This window comes from Sphaerisporangium sp. B11E5 (assembly GCF_039871875.1).
In the GTDB taxonomy this organism is placed as follows: domain Bacteria; phylum Actinomycetota; class Actinomycetes; order Streptosporangiales; family Streptosporangiaceae; genus Sphaerisporangium.
On the sequence record NZ_JBDPMD010000029.1, the window covers coordinates 14,249 to 28,919 of the forward strand.

General features: G+C 70.3%; 14 protein-coding genes. 8 read left to right on the forward strand and 6 right to left on the reverse strand.

Annotated elements, in window-relative coordinates; genetic code table 11:
* Window positions 1–405, forward strand: coding sequence for a hypothetical protein (locus ABGB17_RS23950; protein WP_347633207.1), 405 nt, complete (start codon window positions 1–3; stop codon window positions 403–405).
* Window positions 406–437: 32 nt separating this feature from the next.
* Here the strand turns inward: ABGB17_RS23950 and ABGB17_RS23955 are convergent, their stop codons facing one another.
* Window positions 438–1,163 (reverse strand): LysR family substrate-binding domain-containing protein, encoded by a 726-nt coding sequence (locus ABGB17_RS23955; protein ID WP_347633209.1) that lies wholly within the window; start codon window positions 1,161–1,163, stop codon window positions 438–440.
* 54 nt (window positions 1,164–1,217) lie between these two features.
* On the opposite strand from ABGB17_RS23955, the gene ABGB17_RS23960 reads away from it, so the two are divergent.
* Together ABGB17_RS23960 and ABGB17_RS23965 are read left to right on the forward strand one after the other, a co-directional pair.
* On the forward strand, window positions 1,218–1,589 hold the full coding sequence (locus tag ABGB17_RS23960) for a DUF5997 family protein (RefSeq protein ID WP_347633211.1): 372 nt from the start codon (window positions 1,218–1,220) through the stop codon (window positions 1,587–1,589).
* Window positions 1,520–2,086, forward strand: coding sequence for a hypothetical protein (locus ABGB17_RS23965; protein ID WP_347633213.1), 567 nt, complete (start codon window positions 1,520–1,522; stop codon window positions 2,084–2,086). The genes ABGB17_RS23960 and ABGB17_RS23965 overlap by 70 nt, the downstream gene beginning before the upstream one ends.
* 7 nt (window positions 2,087–2,093) lie before the next feature.
* Here the strand turns inward: ABGB17_RS23965 and ABGB17_RS23970 are convergent, their stop codons facing one another.
* Window positions 2,094–3,185: an SGNH/GDSL hydrolase family protein gene (locus tag ABGB17_RS23970; RefSeq protein ID WP_347633215.1), complete on the reverse strand. Its 1,092-nt coding sequence runs from the start codon at window positions 3,183–3,185 to the stop codon at window positions 2,094–2,096.
* 481 nt (window positions 3,186–3,666) lie between these two features.
* Between ABGB17_RS23970 and ABGB17_RS23975 the strand changes: the two genes are divergently transcribed.
* Window positions 3,667–5,109 (forward strand): endo-1,4-beta-xylanase, encoded by a 1,443-nt coding sequence (locus ABGB17_RS23975; RefSeq protein WP_347633217.1) that lies wholly within the window; start codon window positions 3,667–3,669, stop codon window positions 5,107–5,109.
* A gap of 45 nt (window positions 5,110–5,154) precedes the next feature.
* On the opposite strand, the gene ABGB17_RS23980 is transcribed toward ABGB17_RS23975, so the two are convergent.
* Window positions 5,155–6,117 (reverse strand): YihY/virulence factor BrkB family protein, encoded by a 963-nt coding sequence (locus ABGB17_RS23980; RefSeq protein ID WP_347633219.1) that lies wholly within the window; start codon window positions 6,115–6,117, stop codon window positions 5,155–5,157.
* Between the two features lie 136 nt (window positions 6,118–6,253).
* Between ABGB17_RS23980 and ABGB17_RS23985 the strand changes: the two genes are divergently transcribed.
* Window positions 6,254–6,727: a hemerythrin domain-containing protein gene (locus ABGB17_RS23985; RefSeq protein WP_347633221.1), complete on the forward strand. Its 474-nt coding sequence runs from the start codon at window positions 6,254–6,256 to the stop codon at window positions 6,725–6,727.
* Between the two features lie 113 nt (window positions 6,728–6,840).
* Window positions 6,841–7,158 (forward strand): hypothetical protein, encoded by a 318-nt coding sequence (locus ABGB17_RS23990; protein WP_347633223.1) that lies wholly within the window; start codon window positions 6,841–6,843, stop codon window positions 7,156–7,158.
* A gap of 111 nt (window positions 7,159–7,269) precedes the next feature.
* On the opposite strand, the gene ABGB17_RS23995 is transcribed toward ABGB17_RS23990, so the two are convergent.
* The gene (locus tag ABGB17_RS23995) at window positions 7,270–8,574 is read right to left on the reverse strand and encodes a hypothetical protein (protein WP_347633225.1); all 1,305 of its coding nucleotides are present in this window, start codon (window positions 8,572–8,574) and stop codon (window positions 7,270–7,272) included.
* Window positions 8,575–8,694: 120 nt separating this feature from the next.
* Entirely contained in the window at window positions 8,695–10,299 is a 1,605-nt protein-coding gene (locus ABGB17_RS24000) for a phospholipid carrier-dependent glycosyltransferase (RefSeq protein ID WP_347633227.1), read from the reverse strand.
* 98 nt (window positions 10,300–10,397) lie between these two features.
* Here ABGB17_RS24000 and rsmI point away from each other — a divergent pair, with 98 nt between their 5' ends.
* Window positions 10,398–11,285, forward strand: a complete 888-nt coding sequence (gene rsmI, locus ABGB17_RS24005) for a 16S rRNA (cytidine(1402)-2'-O)-methyltransferase (protein ID WP_347633229.1) — start codon at window positions 10,398–10,400, stop codon at window positions 11,283–11,285.
* 69 nt (window positions 11,286–11,354) lie between these two features.
* The gene (locus ABGB17_RS24010; RefSeq protein ID WP_347633231.1) at window positions 11,355–13,001 is read left to right on the forward strand and encodes a phospholipid carrier-dependent glycosyltransferase; all 1,647 of its coding nucleotides are present in this window, start codon (window positions 11,355–11,357) and stop codon (window positions 12,999–13,001) included.
* 62 nt (window positions 13,002–13,063) lie between these two features.
* On the opposite strand, the gene ABGB17_RS24015 is transcribed toward ABGB17_RS24010, so the two are convergent.
* Window positions 13,064–14,560, reverse strand: a complete 1,497-nt coding sequence (locus ABGB17_RS24015) for a hypothetical protein (RefSeq protein ID WP_347633233.1) — start codon at window positions 14,558–14,560, stop codon at window positions 13,064–13,066.
* Between the last annotated feature and the right edge of the window lie 111 nt (window positions 14,561–14,671).

Here is a 14,671-nt window from a genome sequence, read left to right on the forward strand (position 1 = left end):
ATGAAGCGTAGGACGCCCCAGGAGAAGAAGCTACTGAGCTATGCCAAGGATCGCCGCAATGATTACGGCGAGAACGACAAGAGCTCTCGGAAGAACATCCGCCGGAACAAGAAGGCGCCGCATCGCGCCAACCGGCATCATGCGGCCCAGGTTCTTGAAGCTGCCAAAGGCGCGGTGGACGACTTCGCCGAGTCGGCGGTGGAGGAGCGCCTCCTGAGGAAGCGTCCGAAGTCGTGGCAGAAGTACCGTGACGCGCCGTTGGGGGAGATCCTTCAGTACAAGATCGCCAGGCGTGTGGATCTGGGTATCGAGGATCCGGAGGAAGGCAGGGTTCGAATAGAGCGGGTTCGCCGGCGGTTGCGGCCGGCGGTCGATTATGTGAGCCCGCAGGAGCTCCTTGGGTGACGAACTGAACTCGGTGTTTCCGGGGCTGCGGGTCACCGAGGTCGGTTGCCCTTGCGTTTGCGGTTGGCGGGTACGGGGCGGCGGCTGGAGCCCTGTGGGGGTTTTGTTGTCTGTCGCTGTGTCTGTTTCTTCGGCGAGGGGGCGGGGGCGCGGCCCCGTGAGCTGTTCGCCGTTCGTCCGCGGACGATGCCGATGAAATCTTCCACCAGGTCAGTGGTGGCGTCGGTGGGCCAGGTCAGTGTGACCTGGGATTGGGGGGCGTCGGGTACCGGGCGGTAGGTGAGGTCTCTGCGGTGGTGGAGGCGTGCCAGTGACTGGGGGACCAGGAGGAGGCCGGTACCGGCTGCTACCAGTTCGATGGCTTCAGCGGTTGTTGCCGGTCGGGTGAACGCGGGTAGGCCGGGCCGGGCCGTCCACTCGAGGGTGTCGTCCAGGGGATGGAGCAGCTCTTGGTCGGCGAGGTCGGCGATGGTCACCTCGTCGGCGGCGGTCACCGCGTGATCCTTGGGGACCACGACCACGGTGTTCTCCACGTAAAGAGGAATCACGCTGAGCCCGTCCCGGTCGAACGGAAGTCTGGCGAATCCCGCGTCGGCGCCGCCGTTTCGCAGGAGCTCCACCACCTCGGCGGCGGGAACCGTGACCAGGGTGATCGGCACGCCGGGCATCCGCTCCGTCCAGATGTTGACCCATTTCGCGGGGGTCACCCCGGGCGGGTACGCCAGTCGGAACACTTCGCCGGTCTCTCGCTCAGTCACTTCCTCAGCGTAGCGATGTCAGGGGAACCGTTCCGACTGACTACTCTTGGCGCCATGCCCTCGCCCAAACCGAAGACCGTCCAGACGATGAAGCCCGCGACCGCGGCCAAGAAGCTGGGTGTCCTCCTCTCGGCCACTCCCGCCGAGTTCCAGGCGGGTGTCGTCTCCAGGGACGAGCTGAACGAGATGCAGTCGACGCCCCCCGCCTGGCTGGCCGACCTGCGCCGCAACGGCCCACATCCCAAGCAGGTCATCGCCGCGAAGCTCAGGGTCTCCACTTCGGGCCTGATCCGAGGCGGGATCACCGGGCCGCTCACCACCGCGGAGATCGATGAGCTGAAGGCGGAGAACCCGCCGTGGCTGGAGCGCGAGCGGACCATCCATGCCGAGGCCCGCAAAGAAGCACTCCGCCTCAAGCAACGCTAGACAGCACCAGCCCGTACGCCGCGGACCATTACGACACCATCAGGACCGCGTCGGCCGCCGACCACTTCGCGCGCATCGGGAGCTTCAGCATCCTGCGGCACGGGGACATCATCGCCGTCAAGTACGGCAACGGTGGCGGCGGCACCGGTGAGGCCACCGGGCACGTCATGATCGTGCAGGAGAAGCATCTCCACGACCGCGACGGGAATCCCGCCACCACCGAGTGGGCCGTGCGGGTGATCGACAGCACGAGCAACCCGCACGGCGCGGCGGAGAGCGCCGGCCCGGGCTCGCCGTACCTGGCCTACCCCGACACCCGGTCGGTCCCCGACTTCGGCGGGGTCGGCGACGACGAGGAGTACAACGGCGCGGGCCGCGGATGGATCTTCGTCCAGACCGTGGACAACCGGCCGACCGGTTACTGGTGGGGCGCGAACGAGTCCGCTTTCCACCCGGTGGCCGATCGCCCGATGGCCCTCGGCAGGGTGCTGGAGTGACGCCCGCCTACCAGCGCAGACGCAGGGTGGTGATGAACTCGCCGAGCCGGTCGGCGATGATCTGGTGGTCGTGGAGCGACGGGTGCCAGTGGCAGCCCTGGTAGTCCAGGCCGGTCTCGGCGTAGTACCAGTAACGGACGCGGTCGTGGCGTTCCCGGACGATCTGCTGCGCGGCGTCGGCGAGTGCGGTGGTGCCGGACACGTGGGTGGCGGTGACCACGATGACGGTGCGGGGGCCGTAGCGGGCGCGGAGTTTGTCGAGGAAGCCGTGGTAGGCGGTGCGGTAGGCGGCCACCAGGCTCTCGGGGGTCCACGGCTCGCCGGGGTTGATGGCGGTGGAGAAGTCGTTGATGCCTAGGCCGACGACGACCAGTTGGGGACGCCACGTGCCGGGGTTGCGCCAGATGTCGCCTTCGACGTTCAGCAGGGCCCGGTCGTAGTAGGTGCGGAAGTCGGTCCCGGGCTCGATGCCGTTGTAGTTGCGCACCATGCCGCGGCCGGAGAAGGCGTTGATCTGGTAGTCGGCGGAAAGGCGGCGCGCGGTGAGGGCGGCGAAGCCGAGGTCGGCGTTGGTGGTGCGGTTGACCTGGTCGGTGGTGCAGTCGCGGGTGTCGGAGACGTTGCCGTAGCCCGCGGTGTAGGAGTCGCCGATGAACTCGATCTGCCGGTGGCGCGGGGGCGGTCCTGGAAGGATCGCCCCGCCGGGGACGGCCACGAAGCCGCCGAACGCGCTGGTGGCCCAGGGGCTCTCGCTGCGTTTGACGAGCCGCACGCTGTGCACGCCCTTGGCCAGGCCGCGGACCCAGTACGTGGTCCGGCCGGGCGTCACCAGCGTGGTGACGGTCGCGCCGTCGATCTGGACGTCGTAGTCGGCGTCGGCGTCGTTGAGGACGATCCCGACGCCGGTGCCGCGGAAGCGGCCTTCGAAGTAGACGCCGGGCCAGCTGTACCGGACGGAGTGGCCGCCGTCCTGGACGCGGCCGGCGGTGTGGGTCGTGGACAGGACGCCGGTGGAGGGATGGGCGGCGTGGGCGGTGCCGGACAGCACTGTGGCGCTGAGGAGCGCGGCGAGCACTGCGGTCACACGGAAGGGTCGCACGGTTCTCCTTCCCACGGCGGTCGGGCCGTGGTGGTTCGACGGGGGCACGGGAGAGATCGACAGGAGAAGGCACAACGACTACTGGGGCGACCGGCTGAACGTAACCAGCGGGTACGAGGGGCACAATGCTTGGTCCTGTGCCTGCACGGCGGCACGGGGCTCACCACGGGGAACACGGCGGTGCGGTGCCTGCTCGGTGAAACGAGCTGAAACAGGCGCAGACATGAAACTTTCGATGGCGTTGTTGGCGGTTGTCCCAGTAAGACAACGTGGAGAAGGACTCCGCCGTCCGAAACGTTTCAGCCCAATGTTGACACTTTTCTGTGGGCCTACACAGACTTTGTCCCTGGGCGGCGGTTCTCATGCCTCGCCCCGGGTGGCCGGCGACGTGTCCGGCGACGTCTCCACGTTTTCGGGGCGTCGCGGCGGTCGCGTGCCCCCGACGTCCCCCCGATCACTGTGTTCCAGTGGAGGAACAGGCATGATCGACAACGCCACCCCGCGTGCTGGAGGTCGCCGGCTCACGCTCGGCGTCCGCAGCGCGCTCGTCATCGGTACGGTCGGCGTCCTGGCCGCCGGCCTGGCCGTGGCGGCCACGACCGCCCCGGCCGCCGCCGCAAGCACCCTCGGTGAGGCGGCCGCGATCAGCGGCCGGTACTTCGGTACGGCCATCAGCGCGAGCAAGCTCGGCGACTCGCAGTACACCACCATCGCGAACCGCGAGTTCAACATGGTGACGGCCGAGAACGAGATGAAGATCGACGCCACCGAGCCCAACCGGGGGCAGTTCAGCTTCACCAACGCCGACCGGGTCTACAACTGGGCCGTGCAGAACGGCAAGCGCGTGCGCGGGCACACCCTGGCCTGGCACTCGCAGCAGCCCCCATGGATGCAGTCGCTCAGCGGCAGCAGCCTGCGCCAGGCGATGATCGACCACATCAACGGCGTGATGGCCCACTACCGGGGCAAGATCTACGCCTGGGACGTGGTCAACGAGGCCTTCGACGACGGCAACGGCGGGCGCCGCGACTCCAACCTGCAGCGCACCGGCAACGACTGGATCGAGGTCGCGTTCCGTACGGCCCGCGCCGCCGACCCGGCCGCCAAGCTCTGCTACAACGACTACAACATCGACAACTGGACGTGGGCCAAGACGCAGGGCGTCTACAACATGGTCCGCGACTTCAAGCAGCGCGGTGTGCCGATCGACTGCGTGGGCCTGCAGGCGCACTTCAACAGCGGCAGCCCCTACAACAGCAACTTCCGCACCACGATCTCCAGCTTCGCCGCCCTCGGGGTGGACGTGCAGATCACCGAGCTGGACGTGCAGGGTGCCTCGGCGCAGACCTACGCCGCCATCACCAACGACTGCCTGGCGGTGCCCCGCTGCACCGGCATCACCGTCTGGGGCGTCCGTGACCAGGACTCCTGGCGTTCGGGCGACACCCCGCTGCTGTTCAGCGGCGGCAACAAGAAGCCTGCCTACGACGCGGTGCTCAACGCCCTCAACAACGCGTCGCCGACTCAGTCGCCCACGGTGACGCCTACCGTGACACCCACGGTCACGCCTACCGTGACGCCCACGGTGACGCCCACGGTGACGCCGCCCCCCGGTGGATGCAGTGTCACGGCGACGACACAGACCCAGTGGGCGGGTGGATACGTCATCCAGCCGGTCACGGTACGCAACACCGGTAACGCGGCCATCAGTGGATGGACGGTGACCTTCTCCTTCCCGTCCGGCCATACCCTCACCGGCTCGTGGAACGCCAGCATCTCCGGCAGCGGTGGCTCCATGAGCGCGAGGAACGCCGCGTACAACGGCAATCTGGCACCGAACGGCACCACGACGTTCGGCTTCCAGGTCGCCCGCGGTGGCAGTGACAGTTCGGTCGCGAGCGGCTACACCTGCCGCGTCAACTGACCTGACCTCCCTGTGCGCGTCCCGGGAACCCCGGGGCGCGCACAGTCATGTCCGGGGCCGGTCCATCTTCGTGGTGTCGCGCGGCTCCACGTACGGCTCCTCGCCCGCGGGCCGGCCGGCCTCGATCGCCCGGCCGCGGGCGAGCTCGGCGTCGAACTCCACGCCGAGCAGGACCGCGATGTTGGTGATCCACAGCCAGACGAGGAAGACGATGACCCCGGCCATGGCGGCGTAGGTCTTGCTGTAGGAGCCGAAGTTGGCGACGTAGAAGCCGAACGCCGCCGAGGCGACGATCCAGGTGACGACGGCCAGGATGCTGCCCGGGGTCACCCAGCGGAAGCCGGGGTGGCTGACGTTGGGTGCGGCCCAGTAGAGCAGCGCCAGCACCAGCGTGACCACGATCACCAGGACGGGCCACTTGGCGATCCCCCAGACGGTCAGCGCCGTCTGGCCGATACCGAGCAGCCGTCCTGCCTGGTCGGCGAGCCCGCCGGTGAACACCACGGCGACGGCGCCCGCGGCCATGAGGATCACCAGCATCGCGGTGATGGCCAGGCGCAGGGGGAGGGTCTTCCAGATGGGCCGTCCCTCCGGCATCTCGTACATGACGTTGGAGGCCCGCATGAACGCCGCGACGTACCCCGACGCCGACCACAGCGCGACCCCGATGCCGAGGGCGGTCGCGATCCCCGCGGCCTGCCTGCTGCTCTGCAGCGCGGTGAGCACCGTGTCGATGATCTCCCGCGCGGCGCCCGGCGCGAGCGCGCTCAGGTTGTCGGTGAGCGGCTTGGTGGCCGACTGGCCGAACAGCCCGAGCAGGGACACCACGGCCAGCAGCGCCGGGAAGATCGACAGCACCGAGTAGTAGGTGAGCGCGGCCGCCCAGTCGGTGAGCTTGTCCTCCTGGAACTCCTTGACGGTGCGCTTCAGGACTCCCCACCACGACCGCCGCGACAGTTGCCCCGGCCGGTCGGGCGCCTCGTCGTCTCGTGGTGGACGTTCGCTCATGAGTCCCTCCCGCGCGTGCCGGCCTCGCCGCGCGAGCTACCCCTGGAGGGCGTGGTCACTCCCCTCGGGGGCCGGTGGTGATACCCGCGAATCACGGGGAAGGTAGCCGGTCCGGCATCACACAGGGAGGAACACGATGGACGCCATAGTTCTGCTCAAGGACGACCACAAGACCGTCGAGAAGCTGTTCAAGGAGTTCGAGAAGGCCGGGGAGAAGGCGTACGCGGAGAAGCGGCGCATCGTGGAGAAGGTCATCGAGGAGCTCACCACACACGCCTACATCGAGGAGCAGATCTTCTACCCCGCCGCCCGCGAGAGCGTGCCGGACACCGAGAGCCACGTGCTGGAGAGCGTCGAGGAGCACCACGTGGTCGTCTGGATGTTGTCGGAGCTCAAGGGCCTGGACCCGCAGGACGAGCGGTACGACGCCAAGATGACCGTGCTGATGGAGAACGTGCGGCACCACGTCGAGGAGGAGGAGCAGGAGTGGTTCCCGCAGGTGCGTGAGGCGATGGGGCGCAAGCGGCTGCAGGAGCTCGGGGAGCAGATGGAGAAGGCCAAGGCCGAGGCGCCCTCCGACCCGCTGCGGCTCGCCAGTGCGGAGAAGTAGCCGACGGTCATCTCCATTCCTGCTGAGTGTGAGTATTCGCCCTCTTACGGTGGTGAGTCTGGACAAAAGGGAAGGAGTCAGGCGTCAAGCACGTCACCACACAGGGGGGCCGGATGATCAGGACTCTTCACAAGATGGGGATCCGCTCCGGGATGATGTACACGGCGGGGATGATGTCGGTGGGGGCGTCGTTCCTGTCCTGGCTCCTGTCCAAGGAGGTCGAGAGGGACCTGGCGCGGGCCGACCGCTGGGGCCTGTTCGTCGGGGAGTGGGCGCCGACCTTCTTCGCGCTGGGCGTCGCGCTGCGCATGGAGGAGAACCGGCAGGAAATGATCATGTCCGGCATGGGCGGGCCGGGCTACGAGGAGATGGGCGGCGTGGACGAGCGCACGGCCCGCCGCCTCGGCGGCCGGACCACCGCCCGCATCTAGCCGGTCCGCGCACCGGGCGCCGGCCCGGTGCGGGCCGTACACCCGGCGGGCGGGTCACCGGGCCCGTCCGGCCGGGCCGCGGGGGACGGCGCCGGCCGGCCCCGGGTGCGGTCAGTTCGAGGCGACGTACGTGCGGGGCCGCAGGGCCTGGCCGCGGAGGGCGGTGAGGGCGGCGGCACGGCCGACCGGGGTGAGCCCGGCCACGTGGGGCTGGTCGGGGTGGCCCGCGTGCGCCGATGAGGTGCACAGGTGCAGGGCGTCCAGCCGGTGGCACAGGTCGGTCACCGCGCCGGTGACGTCGGCGGCGGTGGCGGTGCGCCAGCCCTCGCCGCTCACGACCTCGGCCACCCGCTCGGCCAGCGCCGTGCAGGTCAGCGGCTCACCGCCGGTGAGCAGCATCAGGCCGGCCTCGCGCACCGACGTCTCCAGTTCGCGCTCCCCGCCGGCGGGCGCGAGCAGCGCGGACGCCGCCGCCTGCCACATCGCCGCGGGGTCGTCAAGCAGCCGCCGCCCGGCCGTGGTGATGGTGAGCGCCCCGCCGGTGCGGCGCACCGCGCGCATCTCACGTTCGGCGATGCGGTGCAGCGTGGCGAGCGAGCCGCCCTCGGTGTCCGTCCAGCCGAACCGCTCGGCCGCCTCGGCGGCGAACGGCCCGGCGACGCCGTGGCCCGGCGTGAGCGCGAGACCGCCGGGCAGCGCCGCGGCCTCGAGCAGCAGGCGCAGCGCGGCGAAGTGGGCCCCCTCCGGCGCCGGGATGGGCGCGTGCAGCCGCACCTCGAAGGGCTGGGCCAGCTCCCTGCGGGCCGCGCCCCGGCCGAGCACCCACCGGTTGAGGCGCTCGCCGTGCACGCGGTCCACCCAGTTGTCCCCGCCGAGCTCGGCGCGCGGCGCGGTGAGCCAGCGGCGGGTGAGCGCCTCGGCGCGGACCTTCCAGGCGCTCGTGGCGGGACGCAGGTCGCCCGCCACCACGGCGAGCTCCAGCGCCGCCGAGCAGGCGATGTGGGCGCCGAGCTCCTCGGGGCCCATGATCGAGCTCCAGCGCAGCTCCGGCACGTCGGGCGGCAGCACCCCCGTGGCGGTCAGCGCCCGCTGGTACGCCGCCGCGCCCGCCTCCTCGCCCTCCGTCTCGTAGGTCCGCAGGATGCGCGAGGTGGACGCCGAGCCGCAGATCGCGGCGTAGCGGTCGAGCCCGCCGAGGCGCAGCAAACGCCCGAGCGCGGCGGCGACCGCGGTGTGGTCGTCCTTCACCTTGACGGGCAGGGTGTACCAGAGGAACTCGCACACGTCGAGTTGTGTGACGGTCTCCAGGGGCTCACCGCCGGTGAGCCATTCGACGGCCACCCGCGCGCGGTCGGCGGCGGCGGGGGCGACGCGTTCGAGCTCCGTCAGGAGCGCGGCGACGTCGGGTGCGGGCATGTTTCGCAGTCTGCCGTATAGGCCAGGGCCCTGACGACGGCTTCCGCCACGGACGATTCCCACGTCACCCACCTGTGAAGAACGGTATTCCAAAAGAGCTGTCGGGTACGGAGCAGGACGTCATATCCAGCGGTCGAGCAGCATCCTGCGGTGCCAATCGTCGTAGGGAATTATCTCGGCGGCCAGTACGGGGTACAGCCACCAGAAGTTCACCAGCGCCACCAGGACGAAGGCCCCGGCCACGGCGGCGCCGGCGGCCCGGCGCACCGGCGGCGCGTTCACCGGGCCGATGACGAGCCCGGCGATCAGCGTGAGCGCCAGGATCATGAACGGGATCATGGGGGCGGTGTAGAACAGGAACATCGTGCGGTTGTCGGCGATGGCGTAATAGAACCACGGAAGCCACCCCACCGCGTAGGCCAGCAGCACGGCACCGGCGCGCCAGTCGCGGGTGGAGACGTACCAGGCGATCAAGCCCACCAGGGCGGCGACGGCGCCGTACCAGATGACCGGGGTGCCGACGCCGAGCACGGCCTGGGAGCACTTGTCCGTGCCGCAGCCTGACGGGCTCTCGTAGAAGAACGCCACGGGCCGCAGCAGCAGCGGCCACTCCCAGGGCTTCGACTGGTAGGGGTGGGTCGAGTCCAGGCCGGTGTGGAAGCTCAGGACCATCCACTGGTAGTCCCACCAGGAGCGCAGGGAGTTGAACACGAAGTAGGCGGGTCCGCTCGAGGTGGCCTGCGCCCAGTTGCGGCCGTACCCGTAGGCGGTGGCGAACCAGCCGGTCCACGTCACCAGGTAGGCCGCCGCGGGCACCACGCCCATGGCGAGGACGACCTGGGGGACGTCGAGGCCGAGCGCGCCGCGGTACGGCCGCCGCAGGCCGACGGCGCGGCGGGCCCCGGCGTCCCACATGACGCTCATCACGGCGAACGCGATGAGGAAGAACACGCCGCTCCACTTGGTGGCGCAGGCGGCGCCGAGGCACAGGCCGCCGGCGACGCGCCACCACCGCGCGCCGAGCCTCGGCCCGGTGTCGTTCAGCGGGGAGCTCTCGTACCACTCCGCGAGCCGCAGCCGTGCCTGGTCGCGATCGGCCACCAGGCAGGCGAACCCGGCGAGCACCCACATCATCAGGAAGCCGTCGAGCAGCGCGGTGCGGCCGAGCACGAAGGCCAGCCCGTCCACGGCGAGCAGCAGCCCGGCCATGCAGCCGAGGATCGTCGAGCGGGTCATGCGGCGCGCCACCCGCGCGATGATCAGGATCGACACCACGCTCACCACGGCGGCGGCGAAACGCCAGCCGAAGGGGTTGGCGCCGAAGATCCACTCGCCGGCGCCGATCATCCACTTGCCGAGCGGCGGGTGCACGACGTAGGAGGCGCACTTGTCGAGCTCGTTGGGCGCGCACTGCTGCCAGATGTTCGGGTTGCCGCCGAGCAGCATCTTGTCGGCGTCCTTGAGCGCCACCCGCTCCACGCCCCACCGCACCAGGGACAACGAGTCCTTGGCGTAGTAGGTCTCGTCGAACACGACCGCGCGGGGGTTTCCGAGGTCCTTGAAGCGCAGCACCGCGCCGAACGCCGCCACCAGCAGCGGCCCGACCCACGCCCACAGGGGGCTGCCGCGGAACGGCGGGACCAGCCGGTCGCGCACCGAGCCCGGCTCCGCCGGGTCGTTCTGCGACTCCGGCTGCTCGAAGTCCTGGTTAGGGTAGTCCGTCACGGCCACCCGGACATCGTACGGGGCGGTCTCTACGGCCAACCTAAGAAACACCTCTAACGGCCCCAATTGGGGGAGTCCTGGCGGAAAGTGGCCCAGGGATGACCTCGGACACCATGGGAGAAGATGGACGGGTGAACGGCAAGGGCAGGCTGGTGCTGGCGGGCGCCCCCATCGGCAGGGCGGACGACGCGTCCGCGCGGCTGCGCGACGCGCTCGCCGGGGCGGACGTCGTGGCCGCCGAGGACACCCGCAGGCTGCGCAGGCTGGCGGCCGACCTCGGTGTCACGGTCGGCGGTCGCGTGGTCTCCTACTACGACGCCAACGAGGCCGTGCGGGCCGAGGAGCTGCTCGGCGCGCTGCGTGACGGCGAGACCGTGCTGGTGATCACCGATGCGGGCATGCCGGGCGTGTCCGACCCCGGGTACCGCCTCACGCGGCTCGCGGTGGACGCCGGCATCGAGGTGACCGCGCTGCCGGGGCCGTCCGCCGTCACCACCGCGCTGGCGGTCTCCGGGCTGCCGTCCGACCGGTTCTGCTTCGAGGGGTTCCCGCCGCGCAAGGCCGGCGAGCGGGCACGGCGCCTCGCCGGGCTGGCCGACGAGCGGCGCACCATGGTGTTCTTCGAGGCCCCGCACCGGCTGGCCGCCACCCTGGAGGCGATGGCGGAGGCGTTCGGCCCCGACCGGCGGGCCGCCGTGTGCCGCGAGCTCACCAAGACCTACGAGGAGGTGCGGCGCGGCCCCCTGGCCGAGCTGGCCGGGTGGGCGGCCGGTGAGGTGCGCGGCGAGATCACTCTGGTGGTCGCCGGGCACGACCCGGGCGACGTGACCGCCGACATCGGGGAACTGGTGGCCGAGGTGGCCCGCATGCAGGAGGCGGGGGTGCCGCGCAAGCAGGCCATCGTGGACGTCGCGCGGGCCGCGGGTGTCGCGCGGCGCACTTTGTACGACGCCGTTCATGGCGCCGGCGGCGTTCGCCCAGCTTAGAGCGGTGCCGCCCGGCACGGTTCCAAGGTCCTCTGGTTGAGAAGGCCCCTCGCCCCTTAAGGTGCGCAGGTGGCTGTTCGCGCCTTCCCTCGACGAATTCCCGGCGTGTCGCGGCTCTTCGGGGATTCACCGGTTCCCCCCGATCCGGCTTCCCCGTCCCCGGGCTCCGTACGCGACCGTCTGGTCCCGCCGTTCCAAGGCAGTCCCCTGTGGGGGTGGGCCGGCCCGCTGCTGGTGACGGCGTTCGCCGCGGTGCTGCGCCTGTACCGGCTCGGCGAGCCCAGAGCGGTGGTCTTCGACGAGACCTACTACGCCAAGGACGGGTTGTCCCTGCTGCGCTACATGGTCGAGCGCAGCATGCTCGGCTCGGCGGAGGACCCCATCGCCGACCGACGTCTGCTCGAGGGCCGCACCGATCTCTGGGTGACCTGCGCGCCGGACAACGTCGACCCGTGCGCCATGTACGCGGCGCACCCGCCGTTCGGCAAGTGGATGATCGCCGCCGGTGAGTGGATCTTCGGGTGGACGCCGTTCGGGTGGCGGTTCGCGGCGGCGGTGGCCGGCATCGTGTCGGTCCTGATCATCGCGCGGGTGGCGCGCCGCATGACCCGCTCGACGATCCTCGGCTGCATGGCGGGCCTGCTGCTGTCTCTGGACGCCATGGCGTTCGTGCTGGGCCGCACGGCGCTGCTCGACGGCTTTTTGATGTTGTGGGTGCTGGCCGGGTTCGCCTGCCTGGTGGCCGACCGGGATCAGGCACGGCTGCGGCTGGTGGAGTGGTACGAGAGCTCCCCGCTGACCGGCACAGGGCCGAGGCTCGGTGTGCGGTGGTGGCGGATCGGCGCGGGGCTGTGCCTCGGCGCCGCCTGCGCCGTCAAGTGGAGCGGCGTGTTCTTCCTCATCGCGTTCGCCGTGATGAGCGTCATGTGGGACGCCGGGGCCCGGCGGGCGATCGGCCTGCGGCGGCCGTACCGGGGCGCGCTCGGCCTGGACGCGCCCGCGGCGTTCCTCTCCCTGGCCGTGGTCCCGGCCGCGGTGTACATGCTGACCTGGTTCGGGTGGTTCGCCTCCGCGCTCGGCTGGGGCCGCAACTGGACGCAGGCGACCTCCGCCGGCCCGGCCTACTTCGTGTTCAGCTCCCTGCGGTCCTGGTTCTCCTACCAGTTCCAGGTGCTCGGCTTCCACACCGGGCTGGCCAGCAAGCACTCCTACCAGTCGTGGCCGTGGGAGTGGCCGCTGCTGGTGCGGCCGGTGGCGTTCCACTACAAGAGCCCGCCGTGCCCGACGGGCACCTGCTCCGAGGCCGTGGTCGGCGTCGGCACGCCGATCATCTGGTACGGCGCGGTGGTCGCCCTCGTGGGCCTGATCGCCTGGTACTTCTCCGGCCGCGACTGGCGCGCCGGTGCCGTGCTGCTCGGGTTCGGCGTGGGGTGGCTGCCGTGGTTCTACTACGCGATCGCCGACCAGCGCACGATGTTCCTCTTCTACACCGCCCCCATGATCCCGTTCATGATCCTCGCCCTGGTGCTGATCGCCGGCATGATGATCGGGCCGGAGGGCCTCGCCTCCACCCGGCGCGCGGCCGGGGCGGCGGGCGTCGGGGCGTTCATGCTGCTCGCGCTGATCAACTTCTGGTGGCTGTACCCGGTGATCTCGGCCGAGACCATCCCCTACGACGACTGGTACCGCCGCATGCTGTTCCGGAGCTGGATCTAGGCCTGTCTTCCGCACGAGCCAGAAAGTCCCTGTGTGCTCCAGGGTGACGTGCGGAAGGTGGGCTAGGACTCCTTCTTCTCGCGCGCCGGGCGCAGGCCCCGGCGCAGCGTGATGGCGGCGGCCAGGAAGGCCACCGGCATCGCGGGCAGCAGGTAGCGGTAGTCGAACTCGGCCGTGGCGGCCGGGGCCACCACCAGGGCCGCCGCCGCCACCCACGGCAGCAGCGCGGGGCCGCCGAGCTCGCGCCAGCGCGCCACGATGCCCGCCGCGGACACCAGCAGGGCGATGCCGAGCACCAGGCCGGGCAGGTAGGCGAACCGCTGGTAGCGCTCCATGATCGTCGCCCACGGCCAGTAGACCCGGGTGCTGGCCCGGCCCTGCTCGTAGGCCACCATGTCGCGGTCGACCGTGCCTCCCGCGTAGGACGGCCACGAGGGCGGCGACTTCAGCAGCCGCACGGGATCGCGGGCGCTCACGCCCCGGGCGTCGAACTGGTACTGGTTCCAGGTCAGCGCGTCGGGGAACACCGGGCGGTCCCAGCGGAAGCTGCGCAACAGGTCCCCGGTGACGGCCGAGAGGTAGTCGCCGGGCTGGGCCAGGATGGCGCGCCGGGCGAACCGGCCCGCCGTGTCGTTGATCGACCGGTCCCACTTGTCGGCGCCCCAGCGGTGCAGCACCTCGCCCTCGCCCTTCCACCACAGGTAGAGCTGCGAGAACGGGCTGCGGGCGATGCTCGGGTTGTTGCACAGGGGGATCAGGTCCTGCTCGCGCTGCAGGTCGGGCTTGATCTTCTTGCAGTCGGCGAACTTGGCCGTGCGCATGTACATGATCAGGCCGTCGCTCTGGGTCAGCGCGAACTGGCCGTTCGCCGCGGAGAACCACCCCATGTACGCGATGACCGGCACGGCGCACGCGGTCACCATGGCGAGGATCGGCTTCCAGCCGACGCGCTTGATCAGCATGTAGACCGCGACGACGGCGAGGATGGGCAGGCCGATGCTGCGGGTCAGCGCCGTGAGGGCCATCAGCAGGCCGATGGCGGCGCCCACCTTCCACGACATCGTGCGGTGCCACAGCACCAGCGTGATCACGGCCACGATCAGCAGCGTGAACATCGTGTCCGACATGATGAGCTGTTCGAGCTGGATCTGGTACGCGTCGAACAGCACCGGCGCGGCGGCGAGCGTGCCGCCCCAGTCGGGCAGGCCAAATTTGCGCCTGAGTAGCGCATAGATCAGCACGGCCGTCGCCAGGCCCATCACGTGCTGCGTAAAGACCACGAGGGCGAAGCTGTGGAAAGGCTTGAGGGCCAGCAGCCAGAAGCTGTACCCGTCCGGGCGGATCGGGTGGGGCCTCAGGTGCAGCGCGACCGAGACGTACTCGTAGGAGTCGTTGAACCACATGGCCGGCCGGTAGCCGAGCATCGTGATCACGCGCAGCGCCGCGCCCAGGGTGAGGGCGATCACGAAAAGCCGCCGCCGCCGCAGGAAACCGAGCAGTCGCGCTCCTCTGCCCGGCGCGGCCGCGTCGGCGTGCGCCTGGTCGGCAACGGTCACCATGGATTACAGGATGCCAGCCGTTTCGGGGTCTTGACCCGAGCACCGGAGGGCAGAGGGCATCATGGTTGAACTACGCAGACGATGATCGAGGCGCGAACGAGGGGTTTCTCC

Coding starts and splice junctions, on each gene's coding strand:
- ABGB17_RS23995 (WP_347633225.1), bottom strand. CDS start 8,574: ATGCCCGCACCCGACGTCGCCGCGCTCCTGACGGAGCTCGAACGCGTC.
- ABGB17_RS23950 (WP_347633207.1), top strand. CDS start 1: ATGAAGCGTAGGACGCCCCAGGAGAAGAAGCTACTGAGCTATGCCAAG.
- ABGB17_RS23975 (WP_347633217.1), top strand. CDS start 3,667: ATGATCGACAACGCCACCCCGCGTGCTGGAGGTCGCCGGCTCACGCTC.
- rsmI (WP_347633229.1), top strand. CDS start 10,398: ATGACCTCGGACACCATGGGAGAAGATGGACGGGTGAACGGCAAGGGC.
- ABGB17_RS23980 (WP_347633219.1), bottom strand. CDS start 6,117: ATGAGCGAACGTCCACCACGAGACGACGAGGCGCCCGACCGGCCGGGG.
- ABGB17_RS23960 (WP_347633211.1), top strand. CDS start 1,218: ATGCCCTCGCCCAAACCGAAGACCGTCCAGACGATGAAGCCCGCGACC.
- ABGB17_RS23990 (WP_347633223.1), top strand. CDS start 6,841: ATGATCAGGACTCTTCACAAGATGGGGATCCGCTCCGGGATGATGTAC.
- ABGB17_RS24015 (WP_347633233.1), bottom strand. CDS start 14,560: ATGGTGACCGTTGCCGACCAGGCGCACGCCGACGCGGCCGCGCCGGGC.
- ABGB17_RS23985 (WP_347633221.1), top strand. CDS start 6,254: ATGGACGCCATAGTTCTGCTCAAGGACGACCACAAGACCGTCGAGAAG.